General features: G+C 71.4%; 19 protein-coding genes. 13 read left to right on the top strand and 6 right to left on the bottom strand.

The window, feature by feature from the left end; translation table 11 throughout:
- Positions 1–39 precede the first annotated feature (39 nt).
- The 8 genes from FED44_RS27120 to FED44_RS27085 are packed head-to-tail and all read left to right on the top strand — an operon-like array spanning position 40 to position 9,652.
- Positions 40–1,581, top strand: a complete 1,542-nt coding sequence (locus FED44_RS27120; protein ID WP_117409678.1) for an ABC transporter ATP-binding protein — start codon at positions 40–42, stop codon at positions 1,579–1,581.
- A complete protein-coding gene (locus FED44_RS27115; RefSeq protein ID WP_208759199.1) occupies positions 1,578–2,717 on the top strand; it encodes an ABC transporter permease in 1,140 nt (379 codons plus the stop codon). Before FED44_RS27120 ends, FED44_RS27115 begins: the two co-directional genes overlap by 4 nt.
- Entirely contained in the window at positions 2,714–3,964 is a 1,251-nt protein-coding gene (locus FED44_RS27110) for an ABC transporter permease (RefSeq protein ID WP_138462482.1), read from the top strand. The genes FED44_RS27115 and FED44_RS27110 overlap by 4 nt, the downstream gene beginning before the upstream one ends.
- Before the next feature lie 3 nt (positions 3,965–3,967).
- Positions 3,968–6,094 carry a N,N-dimethylformamidase beta subunit family domain-containing protein gene (locus FED44_RS27105; RefSeq protein WP_138462481.1) on the top strand — a complete coding sequence of 709 codons (2,127 nt, stop codon included), beginning with the start codon at positions 3,968–3,970 and terminating at the stop codon, positions 6,092–6,094.
- An 11-nt stretch (positions 6,095–6,105) separates the two neighbouring features.
- Positions 6,106–7,014 carry a 6-phosphogluconolactonase gene (locus tag FED44_RS27100; protein WP_117409675.1) on the top strand — a complete coding sequence of 303 codons (909 nt, stop codon included), beginning with the start codon at positions 6,106–6,108 and terminating at the stop codon, positions 7,012–7,014.
- Entirely contained in the window at positions 7,011–8,012 is a 1,002-nt protein-coding gene (locus tag FED44_RS27095) for a ribokinase (protein ID WP_117409674.1), read from the top strand. The genes FED44_RS27100 and FED44_RS27095 overlap by 4 nt, the downstream gene beginning before the upstream one ends.
- Positions 7,975–8,694 (top strand): GntR family transcriptional regulator, encoded by a 720-nt coding sequence (locus tag FED44_RS27090; RefSeq protein WP_117409673.1) that lies wholly within the window; start codon positions 7,975–7,977, stop codon positions 8,692–8,694. Before FED44_RS27095 ends, FED44_RS27090 begins: the two co-directional genes overlap by 38 nt.
- On the top strand, positions 8,687–9,652 hold the full coding sequence (locus FED44_RS27085; protein WP_117409672.1) for a nucleoside hydrolase: 966 nt from the start codon (positions 8,687–8,689) through the stop codon (positions 9,650–9,652). The genes FED44_RS27090 and FED44_RS27085 overlap by 8 nt, the downstream gene beginning before the upstream one ends.
- A 55-nt stretch (positions 9,653–9,707) precedes the next feature.
- Here FED44_RS27085 and FED44_RS27080 read toward each other — a convergent pair whose 3' ends face one another.
- The 5 genes from FED44_RS27080 to FED44_RS27060 are packed head-to-tail and all read right to left on the bottom strand — an operon-like array spanning position 9,708 to position 16,154.
- Positions 9,708–10,220, bottom strand: a complete 513-nt coding sequence (locus tag FED44_RS27080) for an NUDIX hydrolase (RefSeq protein ID WP_167521606.1) — start codon at positions 10,218–10,220, stop codon at positions 9,708–9,710.
- The gene (locus FED44_RS27075) at positions 10,217–11,995 is read right to left on the bottom strand and encodes an ABC transporter ATP-binding protein (RefSeq protein ID WP_208759198.1); all 1,779 of its coding nucleotides are present in this window, start codon (positions 11,993–11,995) and stop codon (positions 10,217–10,219) included. Before FED44_RS27075 ends, FED44_RS27080 begins: the two co-directional genes overlap by 4 nt.
- Before the next feature lie 33 nt (positions 11,996–12,028).
- Entirely contained in the window at positions 12,029–13,822 is a 1,794-nt protein-coding gene (locus tag FED44_RS27070) for an ABC transporter ATP-binding protein (protein WP_117409671.1), read from the bottom strand.
- Positions 13,823–14,899 (bottom strand): Gfo/Idh/MocA family protein, encoded by a 1,077-nt coding sequence (locus FED44_RS27065; protein ID WP_117409670.1) that lies wholly within the window; start codon positions 14,897–14,899, stop codon positions 13,823–13,825.
- Positions 14,892–16,154, bottom strand: coding sequence for an aminotransferase class III-fold pyridoxal phosphate-dependent enzyme (locus tag FED44_RS27060; RefSeq protein WP_165900873.1), 1,263 nt, complete (start codon positions 16,152–16,154; stop codon positions 14,892–14,894). Before FED44_RS27060 ends, FED44_RS27065 begins: the two co-directional genes overlap by 8 nt.
- 194 nt (positions 16,155–16,348) lie before the next feature.
- On the opposite strand from FED44_RS27060, the gene FED44_RS27055 reads away from it, so the two are divergent.
- From FED44_RS27055 to FED44_RS27035, 5 genes are all read left to right on the top strand, one after another.
- Positions 16,349–17,080, top strand: coding sequence for a phosphoribosylaminoimidazolesuccinocarboxamide synthase (locus FED44_RS27055; protein WP_341868638.1), 732 nt, complete (start codon positions 16,349–16,351; stop codon positions 17,078–17,080).
- Positions 17,067–17,771, top strand: coding sequence for an SDR family oxidoreductase (locus FED44_RS27050; RefSeq protein ID WP_117409668.1), 705 nt, complete (start codon positions 17,067–17,069; stop codon positions 17,769–17,771). The genes FED44_RS27055 and FED44_RS27050 overlap by 14 nt, the downstream gene beginning before the upstream one ends.
- Before the next feature lie 129 nt (positions 17,772–17,900).
- Positions 17,901–18,791, top strand: a complete 891-nt coding sequence (hisG, locus tag FED44_RS27045) for an ATP phosphoribosyltransferase (protein ID WP_117409667.1) — start codon at positions 17,901–17,903, stop codon at positions 18,789–18,791.
- Positions 18,788–19,204 (top strand): hypothetical protein, encoded by a 417-nt coding sequence (locus FED44_RS27040; RefSeq protein ID WP_117409666.1) that lies wholly within the window; start codon positions 18,788–18,790, stop codon positions 19,202–19,204. Before hisG ends, FED44_RS27040 begins: the two co-directional genes overlap by 4 nt.
- 75 nt (positions 19,205–19,279) lie before the next feature.
- A complete protein-coding gene (locus FED44_RS27035; protein ID WP_117409665.1) occupies positions 19,280–20,497 on the top strand; it encodes an MFS transporter in 1,218 nt (405 codons plus the stop codon).
- A gap of 69 nt (positions 20,498–20,566) precedes the next feature.
- On the opposite strand, the gene FED44_RS27030 is transcribed toward FED44_RS27035, so the two are convergent.
- Positions 20,567–21,511 carry an isopenicillin N synthase family oxygenase gene (locus FED44_RS27030; protein WP_133306139.1) on the bottom strand — a complete coding sequence of 315 codons (945 nt, stop codon included), beginning with the start codon at positions 21,509–21,511 and terminating at the stop codon, positions 20,567–20,569.
- Positions 21,512–21,678 lie beyond the last annotated feature (167 nt).

Genomic DNA, 21,678 nt, shown 5'->3' with positions numbered 1-21,678 from the left:
GCGCCGGCGACACCGCAACGGGGCGAGTCTGGAGGTCCGATGTCCCCGCACGCCGTCCACGAACCACCTCCGCTCGTCGAGCTCCGCGGCATCGGCAAGCGCTATCCGGGCGTCGTCGCCAACCGTGACGTGAACCTCGCCGTCCACCCGGGCCAGATCCACGCGGTGGTGGGGGAGAACGGCGCGGGCAAGTCGACGCTCATGAGGATCCTGTACGGAGAGGAGCAGCCCGACGAAGGCGAGCTCCTGCTGGACGGCGAGACGGTCCGGCTGCGGTCACCCGCCGACGCCATCGCGGCCGGGATCGGCATGGTCCACCAGCACTTCATGCTCGCCGAGAACCTGACCGTGCTGGAGAACGTGATCCTCGGAGCCGAGAACACCCGCTGGGGCCTGCTCGACCGCCGCTCAGGCCGGCGTGCGGTGCGGGAGGTGAGCGAGCGCTACGGCCTCGACGTCGATCCCGACGCCACCGTCGAGCACCTGGGCGTGGGGCAGCGGCAGCGCGTCGAGATCCTCAAGGTCCTCTACCGCGGCGCCCGCGTGCTGATCTTCGATGAGCCCACGGCGGTGCTCGTACCCGGCGAGGTGCGGGCCCTGTTCGGCAGCCTCGCCGGACTGCGCGCGCAGGGACTGGCCGTCGTCTTCATCTCGCACAAGCTCGACGAGGTGCTCGCCGTCTCCGACCACATCACCGTCATCCGCGCGGGCGCCTCGGTGGGATCCTTCGCGACCGCGGACGCCGATCCCCGCCGTCTGTCCCGGCTCATCGTCGGCGGGGAGCTGCCGGCGCCGGCGGCGCGGCGGCGCGGCGGAGGCGGGGAGGTCGTCCTGCGGCTGCGCGGCCTGCGGGCCGAAGCCGTCGCGGACGCGACGCTGGAGGTGGCGCAGGGGGAGATCCTCGGCATCGCGGGGGTCCAGGGGAACGGGCAGACCGAGCTGATCGAGGCGATCATGGGAATCCGCGCGGTGTCGGGAGGCTCGCTGCACATCGCGGGCCGGGAGGCGACCCACCTCGGCACGCGGGGCCGCCGCCGGCTGGGGCTCGCCTGTATCCCGGAGGACCGCCACCGCCAGGCGCTCGCGCTGCCCGCGACGCTCTGGGAGAACGCCATGCTCGGCAGTGAGGATCTGCGCCGGCGCAGCCGGTGGCGGGTCGACAGGAAGGCCGCCCGGGACGCGACCGGCCGGCTCGTCGCCGGGTTCGGCATCAGGTCGCCCTCTGTCGACGTACCCGCCGCCGCGCTGTCGGGAGGCAACCAGCAGAAGCTGGTCGTCGGCAGGGAGCTCGGCGGCCGGCCCAAGGTGCTGCTGGCCGCCCACCCCACCCGCGGCGTGGACGTCGGTGCCCAGGCCGTCATCTGGGAACGGCTGCGTGACGCCAGGGACGACGGTCTGGCGGTGCTGCTGGTCGGCGCCGATCTCGACGAGCTGCTCGGCCTGAGCGACCGGGTGCAGGTGATGCTGCGCGGCAGGCTGAGCCCCGCCGTCCCCGTCGGGGAGCTGACCGTGGAGCGCCTCGGCCGGATGATGACGGGCGCCGAACCGGAGCCCGTCGACTCGGCCGCGGAGAACCGATGAGGCCCGCCCGGACGCCGGGCTGGGGAGTGGCGAGCACACTCGCCGCCCCCGCGCTCGCACTGCTGATCGCGCTCACCGTCTCGACGGCCGTTCTCGCCGCGGTCGGCGCCTCGCCGTCGCGGACGTACCTGACGATGCTGGAGTTCGGCGTACGGCCTGACTCGCTCGTCTCCGCGGTCAACCGGTCGGCCATCTACTTCTTCGCCGGTCTCGCCGTCGCCGTCTCCTTCCGCATGAACCTCTTCAACATCGGCGTCGAAGGGCAGTACCGCTTCGCGGCGCTGCTCGCGGCTGCGGCCGGCACGTCCTTCGATCTGCCGGGGCCGCTGCACCTCGCCGTCGTCTGCCTGGTCGCCGTGCTCGCCGGCGCCCTGTGGGCCGGTATCGCCGCCGTGCTCAAGACATGGCGCGGCGTCTCCGAGGTTCTGTCCACGCTTCTGCTGAACTACGTCGCCACCGCCGTCATCGCCTTCCTGCTGGCCGAGGTGTTCGCGGCGGGAAGCGCCACCGGATCGACCCCTGAGCTGCCGCCCTCGGCGCGCCTGCCCGAGCTCGACGGGCTGCTCGCCCTTCTCGGGGTCTCGCTTCCCGCGGGCGCGCACCTCGGCGGGGCCGTGCTGGGAGCGGTCGTCCTCGGCGTCGCCGTGCACCTGCTGCTCACCCGCACCCTGTACGGCTACGACCTGAGGATGAGCGGACTGAACCCTGCGGCGGCCCACGCCCACGGCATCGACCCACGCCGCATGATCATCATCACGATGCTCGTGTCGGGCGGGCTCGCCGGGCTGGCCGGTCTGCCGGACCTGCTGGGCAACACCTATCGCTACGGCGTGGACTTCCCCTCCGGCGCCGGGTTCACCGGCATCGCCGTGGCGCTGCTCGGCCGCAACAGCCCTCTGGGCATCGCGCTGTCCGCCCTGCTCTTCGGGTTCCTGGAGCGTTCGGCACTGATCCTCGACATCGAGGGCATCCCGAAGGAGATCGTCACGATCATGCAAGGCGTCATCGTGATCAGCGTCGTGGTCGCGCACGAACTGGCGCGCCGCATGGACCGCAGGCGCACCGCGCGACTCGTCCGCGAAGGGGCCCCCGCCACACCGACCGCCCCCGCCACGCCGGCCGGACCCGCCGCATGAGGGCGGCGACGCCGCGGCCCTGGTGGCGCCGCCCTCATGTGGTGGGCCCGGTGCTCGCCGTGGTCGCCGTCCTGCTCGCGGTATCGATGGTCAGGACTCTCACCGGAACCGAGGCCCTCACCGGATCCGGCGTCGTCGGCGCCACACTCCGCCTGGCGGTTCCGATCGGGCTCGCCGGTCTGAGCGGCCTGTGGAGTGAGCGCGCGGGCGTGGCCAACCTCGGCATCGAAGGCATGATGATCATCGGGACCGTCTGCGGAGCCTGGGCCGGTTACGCGTACGGCGTCTGGGCCGGCGTCCTGGCCGGCGTGGTGGGCGGCGTCCTGGCCGGCCTGCTCCACGCCGTCGTCACCGTGACCTTCGGCGTGGACCAGGTGGTCTGCGGAGTCGCCGTCAACATCCTGGCGGTGGGGGTCGCGCGCTTCCTGTGCGTCGTCGCCTTCAACGGCCTGCCCGGGGCGGGCGCCACCCAGTCGCCTCCCGTCCGGGGGACGATCGGCACGATCAGCCTGCCGGTCCTGGCGGGCGGCTGGGGCACGCCGGACCTCCTCGGACGGCTCGAACAGACGCACTGGTTCCTCCTCTCCGATGCCGGCGGCATTCTGCGGGGGTTCCTCCACGACGTCTCCTGGTTCACCGTGGTCGCCGTCGCGCTGGTCCTGGGCAGCGTGCTGGTGCTGTGGCACACCGCCTTCGGGCTGCGGTTGCGCGCGGCCGGGGAGCATCCCGCCGCGGCCGACTCCCTCGGGGTCCCGGTCCAGCGGATGCGGTACTGGGCGGTGCTGGTGTCCGGAGGGCTCGCCGGTCTCGCCGGGTCCTACCTGGTCACCGTCGCCTCCAACGTCTACCGGGAGGGTCAGACCGGCGGCCGGGGCTTCATCGGGCTCGCCGCCATGATCTTCGGCAACTGGCGGCCGGCGGGCACCGTCGGCGGAGCGCTGCTGTTCGGGTACGCCGACGCCCTGCAACTGCGCCAGTCGACCGCCGTGCACGTGCTGATCCTGCTCGCCGCCGTGCTGCTGTGGATGGCGGCGATCGTCGGCCTGCGCCGCCGTCCCCGTCTGTCGGGGGTGATGGCGCTGCTCGGCATGACCGCCTTCGCGGTCTTCCAGACCACCGACGCGGTCCCCACCCAGCTCGTCTACGCCACGCCCTACCTCGCCACCCTCCTGGTCCTGGTCACGACCGCCCAGCGACTCCGGATGCCGGCCTACGTCGGTGTCCCCTACCGACGAGGAGGAGCCTGACCCATGACGGAAGAGCCGGAACCTCGCCTGATGGCGTACGCCGACGTCTGGTCGGCCGTGCCCGGGCAGACGGTGTCCGTGTACGGCAGCGGCCCGCGGGGCACCGTGGACGTCGACCTCGTCGACCTCGTCACGGACGCCGTCCTCACCCCGGCCTCGCCGGTCTCCGTCGAGCCACGGCCCCTGGAGATCGGTTCCCACCTGGAGATCCCCTCCGTGCCGGCGCCGGCCAGGGGAAGCCTGGCGCTGTGGATCCGCCCGCACCGGCTGGGCACGAGGCAGGTCCTGGCGGACCTGACCGCCGGGGAATGGCGGCTGCTCCTCGCCCTGGACGAGGAGGGCAGGGCCGAGGTGAGCCTCGGCACGCCGTCCGGTCGTCTCGACGGCCGCGCGCCCTCGGGCGTCCGGGAGGGTTCGTGGTCCCTGGTGGCGGCGGCCTGGGAGGCGACGCCGGCCACGACGACCGTCCATCTGACCGTCGGCGGGGGAGGGGAGAGTATGCGCGCGACGGGACACGCACCGCCTCCGCCCGCCGGGACCGGGGCGCTCCGGCTCGGCGCGGGCCCCGGGCGCGACTCGCCCTACATCGGACGCATCGCCCTCCCCCTGCTGACGAGGAGCCTCCTCACCGGGGAGGCGTGCGCTCCCCTGCTCGGCCTGACCACGGGAGCCGGCCTGCTCGGGCATGCCGGCGACGACGTGGTGGCTCTCTGGGACCCTTCGGCGGATCCCGGCGCCCCCCTCGTGCCCGACGTCAGCGGGAACGGGCACCACGCCCGGGCGGTCAACCGGCCGCTCGCCGGGCTGGCCGGCCCGGAAGGCGACGCCGGGAAACCCGCCCACACCGCCGTGCAGCTGAGCCCCGAAGACCTCGACGACGCACGCTGGCCGGAGACCTGCGCGCTGACCGTCCCCGGCGACACCGCGTCCACCGTGCTCGGCATCCGGCTGCGGGGCGGGGGCCGGTCGTTCGTCGCCCCGCTGATCGTCCGTCCTCCCGGGCCGCCGCACGAGCCGGCGTCCCGCCCGCTCGCGGTGGTCCTGCCCACCTTCACCTACACGGCCTACGCCAACCACCGGCAGTCCAGCGAGGCCGAGTACTTCGGCGACTACTCGCGGGTGACCACCCGCGGGATCACGCTCTCCCCGGTGGACGCCTACCTCAACCGGCACCGGGAGTTCGGGCTGTCCCTGTACGACAGCAGGCGGGAGGGCGGGGCCGTCTACTACTCCTCCAGGCGCCGTCCCGTGCTGAACTACACCGCCGACTACGTCTGGTGGATGACGGGGGCGCCGCGCCACTTCTCCGCCGACATCCTGCTGCTGCGCTGGCTGCGGTCCGAAGGGTTCGCCTTCGACGTCCTCGCCGACGAGGACGTGCACGCGGGCGGAGCCGACCTCCTCGCGGGTTATCGCGTGGTGATGACCGGCAGCCATCCCGAATACATCAGCGCTCCGGAGCGCGCGGCCGTCGGCGCGTACGTGTCCGGGGGCGGGCGGCTCATGTACCTCGGCGGCAACGGGTTCTACTGGGTCACGGGCGTCGACCCCCGCTACCCGTACGCCATCGAGGTCCGCCGCCGCGGCACGGGTGACTGGTGGGACAACGAGCCCGGCGAGGACGTCCTGACCTCCAACGGCGAGCCCGGCGGGCTCTGGCGCCTCCAGGGACTCCCGCCGCAGGAACTTCTCGGTGTCGGCTTCGCCGCCCAGGGCTGGGGCCCGGCGCCCGGATACACCCGCCTGCCCGACAGCTACCGCGACGATGCGGCCTGGATCTTCGACGGTGTCGATACGGAGGTCGTGGGCGCCTACGGGCTCGCGCTCGGCGGCGCCGCCGGAGACGAGATCGACCGCGCCGCGCCGGAACTCGGGACCCCTCCCGGCACCCTGGTGCTCGCCACGTCCGCGGGCGGGCACGGCCACTACTACCTGCCGGCCGCGGAGGACGCCTCCCCGGACGGGGACACCGTACGCGCGGACATGACCCTGCGCAGGCTCGGCGGCGGCGGCGCGGTCTTCTCCGTGGGCTCCGTCAACTGGGTCGCCAGCCTCGCCGCCCGCGAGGGCGACATCAGCCGCATCACCCGGAACGTCCTGTCCCGATTCCTGCTTTCCGACGTCTTGTGAGGAGCAGCGACATGGCCGCGAGCGCCCGCCGCGACGACTATCCGTACCCCCGCACCTCCGGCGAGCTGACCGACGAGCAACTGACCATGCCTGCCGACGATCTCACGGCCATCGCCCGTCACCCGTTGACGGTGTACAAGGACACCACCGAGCTCTACCATCAGCTCGCCCGCCAGATGGCCGACGAACTGCGGGAGAACAACCTGCGCGGGGAGCCGACCCGCTGGATCCTCCCCGTCGGCCCGAAGGCGCACTACCCGATCCTCGCCGAGATCTGCAACCGGGAACGCATCAGCTGGGCCGACGTGTTCGCCTTCCACATGGACGAGTTCCTCGACTGGCAGGGCCGGCCGGTGGATCCGTCCCACCCCTTCAGTTTCCGCGGTTATTGCGACCGCAACCTCTACCAGTTGCTGGATCCCGAGCTGAGGCCCGATCCCGGCAACGTCGTCTACCCCGACGTGTTCGACCCCGACGCCTACGCCGAACGCCTGCGACAGGTGGGCGGGGCCGACACCTGCTTCGCCGGATTCGGATACCGCGGGCACCTGGCCTTCAACGAACCCCCCACGACCCGCTGGCACCACTACAGCCTGGAGGAGTTCGCCGCCTCCACCACCCGGATCGTCCCGCTGCTGGAGGACACGATCGTGGCGCACTCCCACCGCGTGACCGGCGGCTACACCCAGGCCATCCCGCGCATGGCCATCACCGTCGGCATGGCGGAGATCCTCTCCGCCCGGAGGCTGCACCTCGTCACCGACGGCGGAGCCTGGAAGCGGTACATCGTGCGGGTCCTGCTGCTCACCACCGAGCCCGACGTCCTGCTGCCGGTCACCCTCGCGCACCGCCATCCCGACGTGCACGTCACCGTGGACGCCGACAGCATCGCACCCTGTGCGCTGGGCCTCGGCTCGTGACCGTGCTGGCCGTCGGCGCCTACACCGTGGACCTCTACATGTTCGGCGACCACCTGCCGGCGCCGGGCGAGAGCGTCGGCGCCTCCGGCTACGCCACCGCGCACGGCGGCAAGGCGGCGAACGTGGCCGTCGCGTCGGCCCGGCTGGGAGCTCCAACCGGGTTCGTCGGCGGCCTGGGAGACGACGCCGACAGCGTGGCGGCGCTGGCCGCGCTGCGGGCCGACGGGATCGAGACCGGCGGTTGCGCCGCGATCGACGGCGTCGCGACCGGGCGCAGCTTCGTCTACGTCGACAAACGGGGCGGGCAGATCGTCATGACGTGGCCGGGGGCCGCGGATCTGCTTCCCCCCTCCCGGGCGGCCGCCGCGGCCGCCGGGCTGCGGCCCGGTTCGGTGCTCGTGCTCCAGGGCGAGATTCCCGTGGCGACCTCCGCCGCGGCGGCCGCCGCGGCCCCGCCCGGCGTACGCGTCCTGCTCAACCCGAGCCCGGCAGGGCCGTTCCTCAGCGAGATCGGGGAGGAGCTGCTCCGCCGGGCCGACGTGCTGGTGCTGAACGACGGCGAGCTGGCCGCGCTGACCGGGCCCGCGGACGAGGCGCGCCCGGCGGCGACGCGGAGTGACGAGGGCGTCTCTCCGGCCGAGTCCCTGCTGCCCAGGACCAGAGGGCGGACCGTGGTCGTCACCCTTGGTGAACGGGGCGCCGAGATCGCCGGAGACCACGGCACTATGCTGATCGGCGTGCCGCGCGTGAACGCCGTGGACACCACCGGAGCGGGTGACGCCTTCACCGGAGCCCTGGCGGCGGCGCTGCGTACCGGCGCGAGCGTGGCGCAGGGAGTTAGGCTCGCCTGCCGGGTGGCGGCGGTCTCGGTCACGCGCCGCTTCTGCGCTCCCAGCTACCCATCCGCCTCAGAGCTCGGCATCGCCCCGCTCCAAGGCTCGTCCGGGCAGGAGAACCCCGGTGAGACGACACCCCACCCTGGCAGTCCAGGTACGTGACCGGCTGCGTGCCCTGATCGCCGAACGGGGACTGCGTCCCGGGGACCGGCTGCCGTCGGAGAACGAGCTCATCGCCCTGTTCGAGGTCGGCCGCACCAGCATCAGGGAGGCGCTCAAACTGCTGGAGCAGGAGGGCGTCATCCAGGCCCGCCACGGCGACGGCCGCTACCTCACGTCCCAGCCCAGCCTCGACCGTCCGCTGACCCGCCTTGAGGGAGTGACGGAGATGCTGGCCAGCCGGGGGCACACGGCCGACAACACGGTCCTCGACATCACGGCGGCGGAGCCGGACCGGCACCAGCGCGAGCTGCTCCAGCTCCCGCCCGGCGAGGCCGTCGTACGGCTGGAGCGGTTGCGCCGCCACGAGGACGACGCGCTGCTCTACTCGGTCGACCTGTTCCCCCGGTCCCTCATCGCCCGTCCGCTGGACGAGGTGGACTGGACCGGGTCGCTGTTCCGGCTGCTCGCCGAGCACGGGCACAACGTGGCCTACGCGGTCGCCCAGGTCCGCGCCGTCACGCTCGACGAGACGCAGGCGGAACGCGTCGCGAGCCCCCGCGACGGCGCCTGGCTGCTGCTGGTCCAGACCCATCACGACAGCGCCGGGCGGCCGCTGCTGTATTCGGAGGACTACCACAGGGGCACCGACTTCTCCTTCCATCTCGTGAGGCGCCGTGACTGACACCCCCCGCGCCCGCCGGGTCCTGTTCGACCACGACGGCGCTCCGGACGACCTGCTCGCCCTTCTCCTGCTGACCCAGTACGACAACGTCGACCTGCGGGGAATCGCCGTGACCCCGGCCGACTGCCTCCCCGGACCTGCCCTGTCGGCGACCCGCAAGATCCTCGACCTGACGGGCGAGGACGTGCCGACGGCCGTGGGAGTGCTGCCGGGGCGCAACCCGTTCCCGCTCGCCTGGCGCATCGACGCCCTGCGGGCGGACGCCTTACCCGTGCTCAACCAGAAGGACCACATGACCGCCGGCGCGGAGGGTCCTCCGGCGCACGAACAGCTCGCCGCCTGGCTGATGCGGGCTCCGGACCCGGTCACCGTGCTCGCCACCGGCCCGCTGACCAACCTCGCCTGGTGCCTGGAGCACCACCCGGAGGTCGAGTCCCGCATCGAGGAGGTGGTGTTCATGGGCGGAGCCATCGACGTCGACGGCAACGTCAGGCAACCGGGTCACGACGGCACCGCCGAGTGGAACCTCTTCTGGGACCCCGACGCCGCCAAACGCGTCTTCGACTCCGCCGTCCCCATCACGATGTTCCCCCTGGACGTGACCAACCGCGTGCCGGTCACCGCAGAGCTCGCCCGGACCTTCGGCCGCAGTTACGGCGACCACCTCAGCGATCTGGCCGGATCGCTGCTCGCCCTGACGTTCGGAACGCTGGAGACCACCGGGCTGGCCTACTGCCTCTGGGACAGCCTCACCGCCTCCTACCTCGCCGAGCCCGGCATCTGCGCCTTCGAGACGGTGCGCTGCGACGTGGTCGCGCAGGGCGAGAGCCAGGGGCGCACCGTCAGGGACAGCCGCGGCCGCGCTGTCAGGTGCGCCCGTACGGTCGACGCCGACCGGTTCTACCGGCACTTCCTCGGTACGCTCGCCCCGGGCGGGCCAGGGCTGCCACCCGCCTGAACGCGCGGGGCCCTGCGGCCCAGTCCTACGGCGGGGTCCTACGAGGCGGCGTCTCCTACGAAGGGTCCAGCCCGCACATGGCGAGGGCCCGCAGCGCGAGGTCGATCATGCCGGTTTCCCGGGAGGACGACGCCAGACGGCGCAGCGCCGCTCCGTCCAGCCAGCGTGCCTCGACGAACTTGTCCCGCTCCATACGCGGGCGGGCCAGGTCACCCGCGACCGTGGCGAGCACGTCGATCTCGCGTCTGCGCTCGCCGTCGCCGCCGCTCCAGTCGAAGACGTCCACCACCCGGTCCGCCCGGAGCAGGTGCCAGCCCGTCTCCTCCTCGACCTCCCGGGCGAGCGCCGCGCACAGCGTCTCGCCCTCTTCGACGTGTCCTCCGACGATGTCCCAGCAGTCGGGGTAGAGCCGTACGTGGGGAGCCCGCCGTTGCAGGAACACCTCGCCGAGCGGGTTGACGAGGACGGCGCCGACGACGCACCGCGCGCCCGCGGCCGACGCCTCCCGCTGGATCCGCTCGAAGTCCGGAGGGTGCGGGGCGCAGCCGCCGGCCGCCCGCCCGGTCACGCCGGCTCCTGATGGGCGTAGTACGTCGCGTACAGGCCGGCGAAGCGGCCGCCGCGGCGCAGCAGCTCGTCGAATCCGCCGTCCTCGGCGACCCGGCCCTCGTGCATGACCAGGATGCGGTCGGCCCGCCGGATCGTGGAGAGCCGGTGCGCGATCACCAGCACGGTACGGCCGGTGAACAGCCGGGACAGCGCGTTCTGGATGTCCCGCTCGGTCAGCGGGTCGACGCTGGCCGTCGGCTCGTCCAGGATCACGATGTCCGGCTCCCTGAGGAACATCCGGGCGAGGGCGATGAGCTGCCGCTGCCCCACCGACACCCCCTGGCCGCCGGCGCTCAGCGTGTCGTGCAGGGACATGGGCATACTGCGGGACCACACCTGGGGACCGATCCTCTCGATGGCGCGTTCGACGTCCGCGTGGCCGGCTCCCGGCCTGCCGTAGGCGATGTTGTCCGCGAGCGTGCCCGCGAAGACGAACGGGTGCTGCGGGACGACGCCGACGCGCCCCCGGTACGCTCCGAGGTCGAGTGAGCGCACGTCGCGGCCGTCGACCAGCAGCTCGCCTCCCTGGAAGTCGTAGGCGCGGGCGATCAGCTTGGCCAGGGTGGACTTCCCGCCGCCCGTGTGCCCGACGACGGCCACGGTCTCCCGGGCGGCGATCCGCAGGTCGAAATCGTGGAACACGGCGGTCCCGGCCGCGTAGCCGAAGCGCAGTCCGCGCGCCTCGATCTCGCCGTCCAGCCGCGTCACCGGCTCGTTTCCGTGCTGGACGACGGCGTGGTCGCTGTCGATGAGCGCGAAGACCCGCTCGGCGGCGGCGAGACCCTGCTGGAACAGGCTCCAGAAGGACGCCGCCTGGGTGACCGGCTGCCACAGCATGCCGAGCGCCTGAAGGGCGAAGTACCACTCGCCGGGGGAGAGCCTGCCGAGCACCGCGAAGCGTCCGCCCTGGTAGACGACGACCGCCGTCGCCAGACCGGCCAGCAGCGTCAGGACCGGGAGGATGACCGCGTAGATGAGGCCCTGCCGCACGTAGACCGCGTAGGACAGGCGGTTCACCTCGTCGAAGTCGCGGTAGACGGCCCTCTCCCGGCCGAAGCTCTTGGCGACCGAGATGCCCAGCATCGACTCGTGCACGGTCGCGTTGACCTTGGCCATCACCCGCCGCGTGGCGGACGCCGCCATCCTGGCGAGCCTGCGGAAGGCCAGCGCCGCGGCGAGCAGGAGCGGAAGCGTGGCCAGGATGATCAGACCGAGGTCCACGTCGATCCAGAACACCACGCCGCCGAGCAGCAGCACCAGGAACATCTGGCTGATCAGGTTCAGGGTGAGGGTCATGACCGAGCTGAAGCCCTCGGTGTCGCCGGTGACCCGGCTGAGCACCTTCCCGACCGAGTTGTCGTCGTAGAAGGCGACGTCCTTGGCGAGCGCGGCGTCGGCGGCCTCGCACTGCAGCCGGTACACGACCCCACCCACCAGCCACGCCGCCAGGGCCTGGCGCGCCCAGTTCATCCCCCAGGCCAGCACCGCGGCCGCGACGACGAACAGGCTCAGCCGCACGCCCAGCCCGGTCCCGTCCCCGACCTGGTCGATCATGCGGGAGATGACCACCGGCACCGCGGCGGTCAGCAGGGCGGATCCCACGACGAGGGCGGCGGAGCCGAGCATCGCGCCGCGCTGTGCCCGCAGGTAGCGGAGAATGCGGCCGAGGAGGCGGCGGTTGCCGTAGACGCGGTCGTAGGTGTCGCCGCTCAGGCCCGCGAACAGGTCGCTCACGACGGCCGCCGGTCCGTCTCGGCGATACGGGTGTCAGCCACTGTAGATCTCCCGGTAGAGCGCGCAGCGCGCCATCAGCTCCTCGTGCGTTCCCTGGTCGACGACCCGCCCGGCGTCCAGCAGCAGGATCAGGTCGGCGCGCCGGATCTGGCCGGGGCGGTGCGAGATCAGCACCGTGGTACGGCCGGTGGCCGCGCGCTCGATCGCCTCGGTGATGGTCGTCTCGGTCCGGGCGTCGACCGCGCTGGTCGCGTCGTCGAGGGTGAGGATGCGAGGGTCGGTGAGCAACGCCCTCGCGATGGCCAGCCGCTGCCGTTGCCCGCCGGACAGCGTCGTCCCGCCCTCGTTGAGGACCGTGGCGTAGCCGTTCTCCATCGTCTGCACGAACTCGTCCGCGCACGCCTGCTTGGACACGCGCAGGACGTCCTCGTACCCGGCGCCGTCCGGCGACCCGAAGGCGATGTTGTCCAGCACGCTCTTGGAGAACAGGAAGGTCTCCTGGTCCACATGGCCGATCTGGCGGCGAAGCGCGCCCGGCTCCCAGTCGCGTACGTCCCGTCCGTCGATCAGCACCCGTCCCTCGGCGGCGTCGTACATGCGGTTGACCAGCTTGACGAGCATGCTCTTGCCGCTGCCGGTGGGGCCGACGACGGCGAGGGTGCGGCCGGCGGGAACATGGAAGGAGACGTCGTGCAGGACGTCCCTGCCGTTGGCGCGGAAGGTCACGTGGTCGAAGGTGATCGAGCCGGTGATGGCCGCCGTGGTGCCCTCGACGTCCTCCCGCTCGCCCGGGTCGCCCTCGATGATCTGCCTCATCCGGGTGGCGGCGACGACGCCCTCCTGGATGACCGGTACGGCCTGCTCGGACATGCTGACCGGCTGGGCGAACAACACCAGCCAGCCGAGATAGGTGACGATCTGGGCGAGGGTCAGCTCGCCCTGCGCGTACAGGTAGAGGGAGTGGATGGAGCCGATCGCCATGCCGAGCGCGAAACTCAGCGCGGGCAGGTAGACGGCCTGCGCCCGGCCCCGCCTGACGAAGGCGTCCCGGTACGCGGCCGCGGCGCTCCTGAACGCGAGCCGCTCGTGCTCCTCCTGGGTGCACGCCTTGACCGTGGCGATGCCGGACAGCGTGGTGGAGAAACGCTCGTTGAGGTCCGCGAAGGACTCCCGGGCCCGCATGGTCAGCGGATGCAGCCGCCGCAGGTGGTAGCTCAGCGCGCAGGCGAACACCAGGATCATCACGCCGGGGGCCAGCAGCAGCTGGCCGTGCAGCGAGGCGATGAACAGGGTCGGGACCAGCAGGGCCAGGATCCCGTTGAACGCGGTGGAGACCCCGGGGCTGAGCATGTAGTCGACGAGTCTCGCGTCGTTGATGGCGCGGGCCAGGATGTCGCCGATGCGCTGCTGGTCGTGGAAGGACATGCGCTTGCTCAGCAGGCTGCGGTACAGATCGTCGCGCAGGTCCCGTTTGACCCGCTGGGCGATGATCTCCATCGAGCCGTTGGACAGCAGGTCGGCGGCGAACCTGCCGACCGCCAGCAGACCGGCGGCGAGCGCCGCGGCCGCGACCACGCCGAGGTCCGGGTGGGCGCCGCCGGCCTCGGCGAACGCCGAGCCGATCTGGACGGGAACCAGGGTGGAGCAGAGGTTCGCCGCCACCGCCGCGACGGTGAACGACAGCAGCAGGCGCCGGTGCCGTCGCAGGTGGACGGAGATCCACCCGCCCACCCGCGGGGACGCGCCCGGCCCGTCGCCGGGCTCTCCTGCTGGGCGCGTCCCCTCGGCCGCGGGGTCTTCGGGTGCCTGACTGGTTCCCGTGGTCAACTAACCGACCTCTGCCGACGCCGGGACCGGATCCGTCAGGGAGCCGAAGCCGCTCCCGCCGGTGGCGTGCAACTCGTCCATCGTCTGGTCGCACAGCTTCGACGCCGCGAGCGCGTCGGCGACCGTCGGCGCCTCCCACGTGGGGGAGTGGCCGTCGCCGTTCCCGTTCACGGGGTGCCCGGCCGGCTTCCGGCGGCAGGCGTCCAGGAAGGCCTCCAGCTCCGGCCCGAACCCGCTGCGCGTCCAGCCGTGGTCGAGGTTGCGCGTGCTGTGCAGTTCCTGGCCGAACGGCAGGCCCTCGGACAGGTCAAGGGTCACCCGTTCGAGGGACGGGGCGCTGTAGCGGCTGCCGTCCATGCCCTGCACGGTGACGCCCACCAGGAAGCGCCTGACGTGGTTGCCCATCCGGAGGGTCGAGAGCGATCCGTCGTCGTGGCGCAGGAAGACGGTCCCCTGGAAGCGGTCGGCGTCGCCGGTGATGGCGTGCGCGTCCACCTGGACGACGGGGGAGGGCACGAACCAGCGCGCCAGGTCGAGCGCGTGCACCCCGTTGTGCCGGATCCACGCCTCCAGCGTCGTGTCGACACCCCACTGGGGAGCCGACGGGTGGCGGCTGTAGAAGTCGATCGTGACCGAGCACGGAGTGGCCCGGACGTCCCGGCTCAGCTCGTGCAGCCGCTGAAGGGTTTCGGCGTAGCGGAAGTTGAACCCCACCTGGACGTGCCGGCCGGTGTTGTGCACCACCTTGTCCAGGTCCTGCAGGGCGGCGGTGGACGGCCCGGCGGGCTTCTCCACGAAGCAGTCGACTCCGTGCTCCACCAGGTAGCGGGTGAGCACGTAGGACGGCTCGGGCGGCACGGCGAGCACCGCCGCGTCCACGGTCTCGAGATCGAGAGCCTCGACCGACTCGGCGTGGACCACACCGCCGGCCAGGGACGCGAGCTCCGCGGCGAGGGACCTGTCGGGGTCCACGCAGGCGACCACCCGGTGACCGGGGATGCGCTGCAGGAAGGGAAGGAGGTTCTGTCGCATCTGGCGGCCGCACCCCACCAGAGCGAGGCGGAGGGCGTCAGCCACGGCCGGCTCCGGCCGAGGTGTTCCACTCCTCGAATGCCTGGCGGGCACGGTCGTGCAGGTCGGCCCAGTCGGTGTCGCGGTGCGCGAGGCTCACGAAGGAGGGGTGGCCTTCGAGCAGGAGGATGCCGGCCCCGGTGAGGGCGGCGAGCAGCGCCTCACGCCGCTCCTTGTCGCCGAGGAGCGTGTCGTCGTGGTACACCAGCTCGAACATCCCGCCGCCGAGCACCGGACGGGCGCCGACCAGCGAGCCCACTCCGGCGTCCTGCGCGGCCGCGGTGAAGACGGACGCCACCTGCGTGCCGATCCTGCCGATCTCGGCCCAGCCGTCCGGCGAGTCCCCGACCGGCTTCTCCAGGATGTCCCTGGTCGCCAGCGCGGCGTAGACGGCGATCATCTCCTTGGAGAAGGTGCCGCTGAGCCGCGCCCGCTCCGCCTGCGCGAGCAGTTCCGCGTCGCCCACCAGAAGGCTCAGCGGAGCCCCGTTGGCCAGCGCCTTGCCGATCACGATCAGATCGGAGCCGAGGCGGTTGTCGTGGTCGTAGCCGAGCGGTGAGATCCGGCCCCCGGTCTTGGTCTCGTCGAAGACCGTGAGCAGGCCGGCCTCGCGGCACATCGCGACGGCCTGGCGCAGCACCTCGGGGGTGGTGAACGACGCCAGATAGGCGTCGAAGACGAAACACCCCAGCAGGCCCTTGTGCCGGTCCAGCAGTTCGGCGAGAGACTCCAGACGCAGGTCGACCCAGTTGGCCGCGGGCTCGGTCTCGCCGATCCCGCGCATCGCGTCGGTGTATCGGAGCTTTTCCCGCAGTGGGGAATGCAGCGGCTCGTGCCATTTCAGGGAATTGGCGATCTGCGCGTCGTGCCAGCCGATATACCCGCTGCGGACGACGCCGAGCCGTCCGGTCCGCATTGCGGCCAGCCGGAAAGCCGCGGTTACGGCCTCGGAAGCGGTCTTGAAGTACGCGCCGCGATCTTTCGGACGGTCGCCGAGCAGCCGCTCCAGGTACTCCTGGTGAAAGGTCGTGTAGCCCGGCATCATTACGCCGTTGACCAGATAACGGCTCAGGATCTCACTGAATTGGTCATCCGAGTGACCGAGAATCACCGGTCCGTAACCCATGACGAAGTCGGTGTACGTCACGCCGTTCGCGTCGGAGACCTCACCCCGCTTGCCCTGCGAGAACAGGAGCTGCTGCCCTGCGGACTTGAACTTGCGGGTGATCTTAGAGTGTGCTATTCGCTCGTGTTTGGACAAAGATCCTCCCTGTCCGGAATTAATGGATCTTGCGCCTAATTTCACAGACCGTACTCGTGGGTTTTGAGCGAGTCAAGCGGGTTTTCGGCCCGTTCGCGGCGTCTTGACAACCTTGCATCCGCATAGAAAGGTGTGTGAGGCCATTGGTCACGGGTCTGCCCCAGGCGGACTGCTAGCGCCAATATGGGGGCGATGTGGATTACGAGTCCAGGCGAGGAATCCCGGTCCTTGAGCTAACCGCGAGGATAGAACCCGATATCGTCGGGCGCAGTAAGCGTCTGTGGCTACTGCCCGACGGGCTGTGCCTCGTGCAGATAATCCCCAGCCTGCGCAGCTTCACCTACCAGCGTGACGAAATCGTGGAACGCACCGGCCCGCTGCGGCTCGAATTCTACGAAAAGGCCGCGGCCCGGGTCGCGGCCGCGGGCGTTCCGTGCGCGTTCAGGGAGCGGGTCTCCGACGACCTGTACCTCGCCGACTACGTCCCGGCGCCGCCCTTCGAGGTCATCGTGAAGAACAGGGCCACCGGATCGACCACGCGGAAGTACCCGGGCCTGTTCGAGGACGGCACGCGCCTGCCCCGCCCTGTGGTGAAGTTCGACTACCGGTGCGATCCCGAGGACCAGCCGATCGGCGAGGACTACCTGAGGGTCCTCGGGCTGCCGGTCGACGAGATGCGCGAGCGCGCCCTCGTGGTCAACGACGTGCTGCGATCCTGGCTGCACCCGGTGGACCTCTGGGACTTCTGCCTCATCTTCGGGCAGACGGAGGACGGCGAGCTGAGCGTCATCTCCGAGATCTCCCAGGACTGCATGCGGTTGCGGCACCAGGACGGCTCTCCTCTGGACAAGGACCTGTTCCGTGGCGGTGTCGAGGGAGACGAGATCGTGAACCAGTGGAGCCGCATCCTCGATGTCATCGACTGAGGCCCCGGTCGCCCTGATCACGGGCACCAATCGCGGCAGCGGCAGGGCGATCGCGGAGGATCTGCGCTGCCGCGGCTACCGCGTCTTCTCGTTGAACCGCTCCCTGGCAGGGGAGGACCGGCTCGGGGAGCGCCGCTGCGACCTGGCCGACCCCCGCCAGATCAGGGAGGCGGTCGGCCAGGTGCTGGAGGAGGCCGGCCGTCTCGACGTGTGCGTCTCCAACGCGGTCGACCGGGTCCTCGACCCGATCGCCGAACTGGACGAGGCGGACTGGGACCGATTGGTCTCGATCAACCTCAGTGCCGCCTTCCACCTCATAAAGGCCGTCCTGCCGGCGCTGAGAGCCGCCCGCGGCATCTTCGTCGCCATGGGCAGCCACGCAGGCTCCCGGTACTTCGAGGGCGGCGCCGCCTACAGCGCCACCAAGGCAGGGCTGAAGGCGCTGGTCGAAACGCTGCTGCTGGAAGAGCGGCGCAACGGCGTCCGGGCCTGCCTCGTCTCGCCCGGCGCGATAGCGAACCTGGACGGCGACGAGTCGCGGTACAAGATGAGCACCCGGTCGGTCGCCCGCTGCGTCTGCACCATCATCGACTCCTGGCCGAGGGACCTCGTCGTGGGAGAGATCGAGGTGCGCCCGGCCCACCTGGCCGAACCGCCCATCACCGGCATCGACCGGCTGCTGCACGTGTAGCGCGCCACGGAGGAACCGTACCGTGACGATGCTCCTGCCGGCGGAGTCCGGCCACCCGATGCGGATCGAAACCATCACCTGCACGGATGCGTACCGAGTGCCGGCTCATCACGCCTGCAAGGAGGAGTAATGATCTCTCTCGCACTGCCGAAGGGGTCGCTGGAGCGGCGGGCCCTGCAGCTCTTCGAGGCCGCGGGGCTCCGCGTACGACGATCGTCGGAGAGTTCCTACCGCGGCACCATCGACTACGGGAACATGACGCGGGTGGCGTTCTACAAGCCGCGCGAGATCCCGTCGCTGATCGAGAGCGGGTCGTTCGACCTGGGGCTGACCGGTGCCGACTGGGTGGAGGAGAGCGGCGCCAAGGTCGAGGTGGTGGAGGCCTTCGACTACTCCAGGCACAGTGAGAAGCCGTGGCGTCTGGTGCTGGCGGTGCCCACCGACCACGCCGCCACCTGCGTGACGGACCTCGTCGACGGTGTCCGCGTGGCCACCGAGTATCCGAACACCAGCCGCCGCTTCCTGGAGGCCGCGGGGCGGCGGGCCGAGGTGGTGGTGTCCTACGGCGTGACCGAGGCCAAGATCCCGGAACTGGCGGACGCGATGGTGGACGTCGTGGAGACGGGCCATTCGCTCCGGCAGAACAACCTGCGGGTCATCGAGACGATCAAGACCTGCGGTGCCCAGCTGATCGCCAACCCGGTCGCCTACGAGGACAAGGGCAAACGCGATGTGATCCGGAATGTCGCCCGGCTGCTCCGGGCCGCCTGGGTAGGGCCCGCCCACGTCCTGCTCACGGTCCGCGTCCCGGCGGAACGCCTGCCCGAGGCGGCCCTCGCCATGCCGGCGGACTCGTGGCGAGCCGGGTCGAGCCTGGCCGACGAGAACACCGTCGTCCTGCAGGGGGTGCTGCAGAAGAGGGACGTGCCGGCGACGATCGGCGCGCTGCTGTCGGCGGGAGCGCTCGACGTGACCGAGTCGGGCGTCGGCATGCTCGCCTCGGACACGGCGCGGGCATGATGCTGATCCGTTCCGGGGACGACCGGCTCGTCCCGGCGCGAGAGGCGGGCTGGCGCGCTTCCTCCGGGGCGCTCGAACTGCGTCTCGCCGGGCAGGTCCCCGGCGACCCCGTCCAGGCGGTGGCCCGCGCCCTGCTCGCCGTCGACCTGGACGACCACTCCCGCGTGCTCGACGTCGACGTCATCGGGCTGCCCGCCGAACTGCTGACCCCGCTCAGTCGCTACGCCGTCCCCCCGCACCCGTCGTACGGCCGCGACCCCGTCGCACTCGATCTGGACGCGGCGTGGCTGTGGATCCACGTCCAGGACGGCCGGCGCGCCCACCGGCACCGGCAACCCGCGATCGTGCGCTTCTCCTTCGCGGGTGAGCGGCTCGCGGCCATCCGGGCGCGCCTGCCCGAGTCGGAGAGCTGATCGTTTGCGCGTGGCCATCGCCGCGTTCATGATCGATCCGGTGGACCGCCGGCGTCGTACGAAAGGAATGTTCTCTTGAACCCCCGACCGCTGTCAGGCATCTCCGAGCCGGGTGAGCAGCTCCGGCCACGCTCGCAGTGGGGGACGATCGTCGTCGTCTACCTCAGCGGGGTCGTCGCGGCGATGAGCCTCGGCAAGTTCTCCTCGGTCGGGCCGGAGGTGGCGGCGCGGCTCGGCCTTTCGCTGGCGCAACTGGGCTGGGTGATCTCGGCGGTCGTCGGCGTCGGAGCGGTCGCCGGGCTGCCCGCCGGGTACCTGATCCGCCGTTACGGCACGGAGAGATCTCTGGTCGTCGGCCTCGGCCTCATCGCGGCGGCGAGCGCGGCGAGTGTGACGGCGGGTGACTTCGGCTGGCTGCTGGCCGCCCGGATAGCGGAAGGCGTCGGATACCTCCTGGTCACGATCTCCTGTCCGGCGCTGATCCTCCGTCTCGCGCGGGAGCGGGACCGGGGCGCGGCCCTGTCGCTCTGGGCCACGTTCGTGCCGGTGGGCCTCGGGGCGAGCACCCTGGCCGGGGGCGCCCTCGGCTCCGCTCTGGGCTGGCGCGGCTGGATCGGGCTGATCGCCGCACTGACGTTCGTGATGGTCCCGGCCGTCTGGATGCGTCTGCCGCGCGGGTCCGCCCGGCAGACTTCGGCCGGGCCCGTCCCCAGGGCGCGGGCGCTGACCTGGCCGACAGTGCTCGCCGCGGCCTTCTGTCTCACCGCTCTGGTGACGATCCCGGTCGTCGTGCTCCTGCCCACGCTCCTCATCGAGCAGCACGGGCGCTCGGTCGCCGGCGCGGGCGCCATAACCTCGGTGATCTCTCTGCTCGGCGTGCTCGGGGGGCTGGCCGTCGGCGTCCTGTTCCGGCGAGGCGCGCCTCTCGCGCTGATGGCGGCATCCGGGCTGCTGGTCGTGCCGGCCGCCTGGCTCACCTACTCCGCGGGCGCCTCTCTGGCCGCCACCGTGGCGGGCGCGGGGGTCATCGCGCTGGAGAACGGTTTTCTGGGGGCGCTCGTCTTCGCCACCCTCCCGCTTGTCCTGGAGCGCCTCGACCACGCCGACGTCGGCAACGGCGTGGTCGCCCAGGCGGGCAGCCTCGGGTCGCTGCTCGGCCCTCCGCTGTTCGGCCTGGTGGCCGGCGGATTCGGTTTCCAGGCCCTCGTGCTGGTCATCGCCGTCGGGGCGCTCGCGGCCGTCGGCGCGCTGCTGCTGGTGAGCAGAGCGGCGCGGCGCCCGGCCTCCGGCTGATCGGCGCCGCCGCCGTCCTGCTCCCTGTCGTCTTCGCCTCGGGCGGTCGTCCGAAGCGGATGCGGGTGCTCAGGCCTCCTGTGGCTCCTGCTTACCCAGGCCCTGGAACCTGTTGTTGATGAAGTCGCCCCACGTCGCGTTCAACGTCGTCAGCTCGCCGTCCACCATCTTCCACTGCCGGGCCTTGTGCGGCGGATAGGCGAAGAGCACCGACGACAGTCGCTTGTAGCCGGGGGGCATGGGCTTGGTGTGCACGCGGTGCGTGGACGGCCGGAAGCGTCCGTCGGAGGCGCTCGTCAGCATGCGGCCGATGTTGCACAGGACCACGTCGCTCTTGGCGATCACCGGCTCGACCCAGGTGCCGTCGTGCAGGACGTACTGCAGGCCCTGGTCGGAGGGGGGAAGCTGGAGACCGAGCATCTGGATCCCCGAGTGCTCGTGCGCCAGCACCTCGCGGTCCCCGATGTCCCTGTAGTGGATCACACGCAGGTTCGTCGCGTCACGCGAGAGGTCGAGCTCGGGCGTCCCGGGAGGCATCATTCCGCGGACGACCTCGCCGAAGAGCGAGATCAGCCGGAAGGCGATGCCGAACACCTCGGTGGCGGAGGCCCCGAACTCCGGGAAGGCGCGCAGGACGTCTCCCGCCCCGGGCGGCTGATCGGAGATCATCGCTCCGCTGACGTGGATGAACTCCTTGGGGTCGGGCACGCCGTTCGCCAGGCGGGGGATCTCCGAGTTGTATGGGAAGAATCCGTGTGTGCCGCCGACGGACAACTGCGGCACGGCCTCGAACGCGTAGTCGGCCAGGCTCGGCTCGGTGGACGCGCAGGCCGACGCGAACTGGTTCATCATCGTCTCGACGCGCTCCCCGATGCCCGGGACCTCCGCGGCCATGAAGCCCCATTTGGTCAATTGGAGCCCGATGTCTTCGGCGGCGGACTGCATATCCGCGTCCAGTTCGTGCAGCCTGATGCTGGGGACACGACCACTGAGTTCCATGGGGGTGACGTCCATTGTCGCTCCGATTTCTCGTCGGCCGGAATTCCGGCGTCCTGTCGGCTTGACTGATGTGGTCAAGGAGTCGCGGTCATGGTGCTTATCCGAGGGCTTCAAATGAATATGTGCGGACGGCCGCGCCTGACGAGGCGATCACCGACCGTACGGCGCCGCCGACGCGGAGG

Source organism: Microbispora triticiradicis (assembly GCF_005864065.1).
GTDB classification, from domain to species: domain Bacteria; phylum Actinomycetota; class Actinomycetes; order Streptosporangiales; family Streptosporangiaceae; genus Microbispora; species Microbispora triticiradicis.
This window is presented reverse-complemented; position numbering and strand designations above follow the sequence as displayed.

Coding starts and splice junctions, on each gene's coding strand:
- FED44_RS27040 (WP_117409666.1), top strand. CDS start 18,788: ATGATGCTGATCCGTTCCGGGGACGACCGGCTCGTCCCGGCGCGAGAG.
- hisG (WP_117409667.1), top strand. CDS start 17,901: ATGATCTCTCTCGCACTGCCGAAGGGGTCGCTGGAGCGGCGGGCCCTG.
- FED44_RS27110 (WP_138462482.1), top strand. CDS start 2,714: ATGAGGGCGGCGACGCCGCGGCCCTGGTGGCGCCGCCCTCATGTGGTG.
- FED44_RS27050 (WP_117409668.1), top strand. CDS start 17,067: ATGTCATCGACTGAGGCCCCGGTCGCCCTGATCACGGGCACCAATCGC.
- FED44_RS27115 (WP_208759199.1), top strand. CDS start 1,578: ATGAGGCCCGCCCGGACGCCGGGCTGGGGAGTGGCGAGCACACTCGCC.
- FED44_RS27100 (WP_117409675.1), top strand. CDS start 6,106: ATGGCCGCGAGCGCCCGCCGCGACGACTATCCGTACCCCCGCACCTCC.
- FED44_RS27120 (WP_117409678.1), top strand. CDS start 40: ATGTCCCCGCACGCCGTCCACGAACCACCTCCGCTCGTCGAGCTCCGC.
- FED44_RS27105 (WP_138462481.1), top strand. CDS start 3,968: ATGACGGAAGAGCCGGAACCTCGCCTGATGGCGTACGCCGACGTCTGG.
- FED44_RS27030 (WP_133306139.1), bottom strand. CDS start 21,511: ATGGACGTCACCCCCATGGAACTCAGTGGTCGTGTCCCCAGCATCAGG.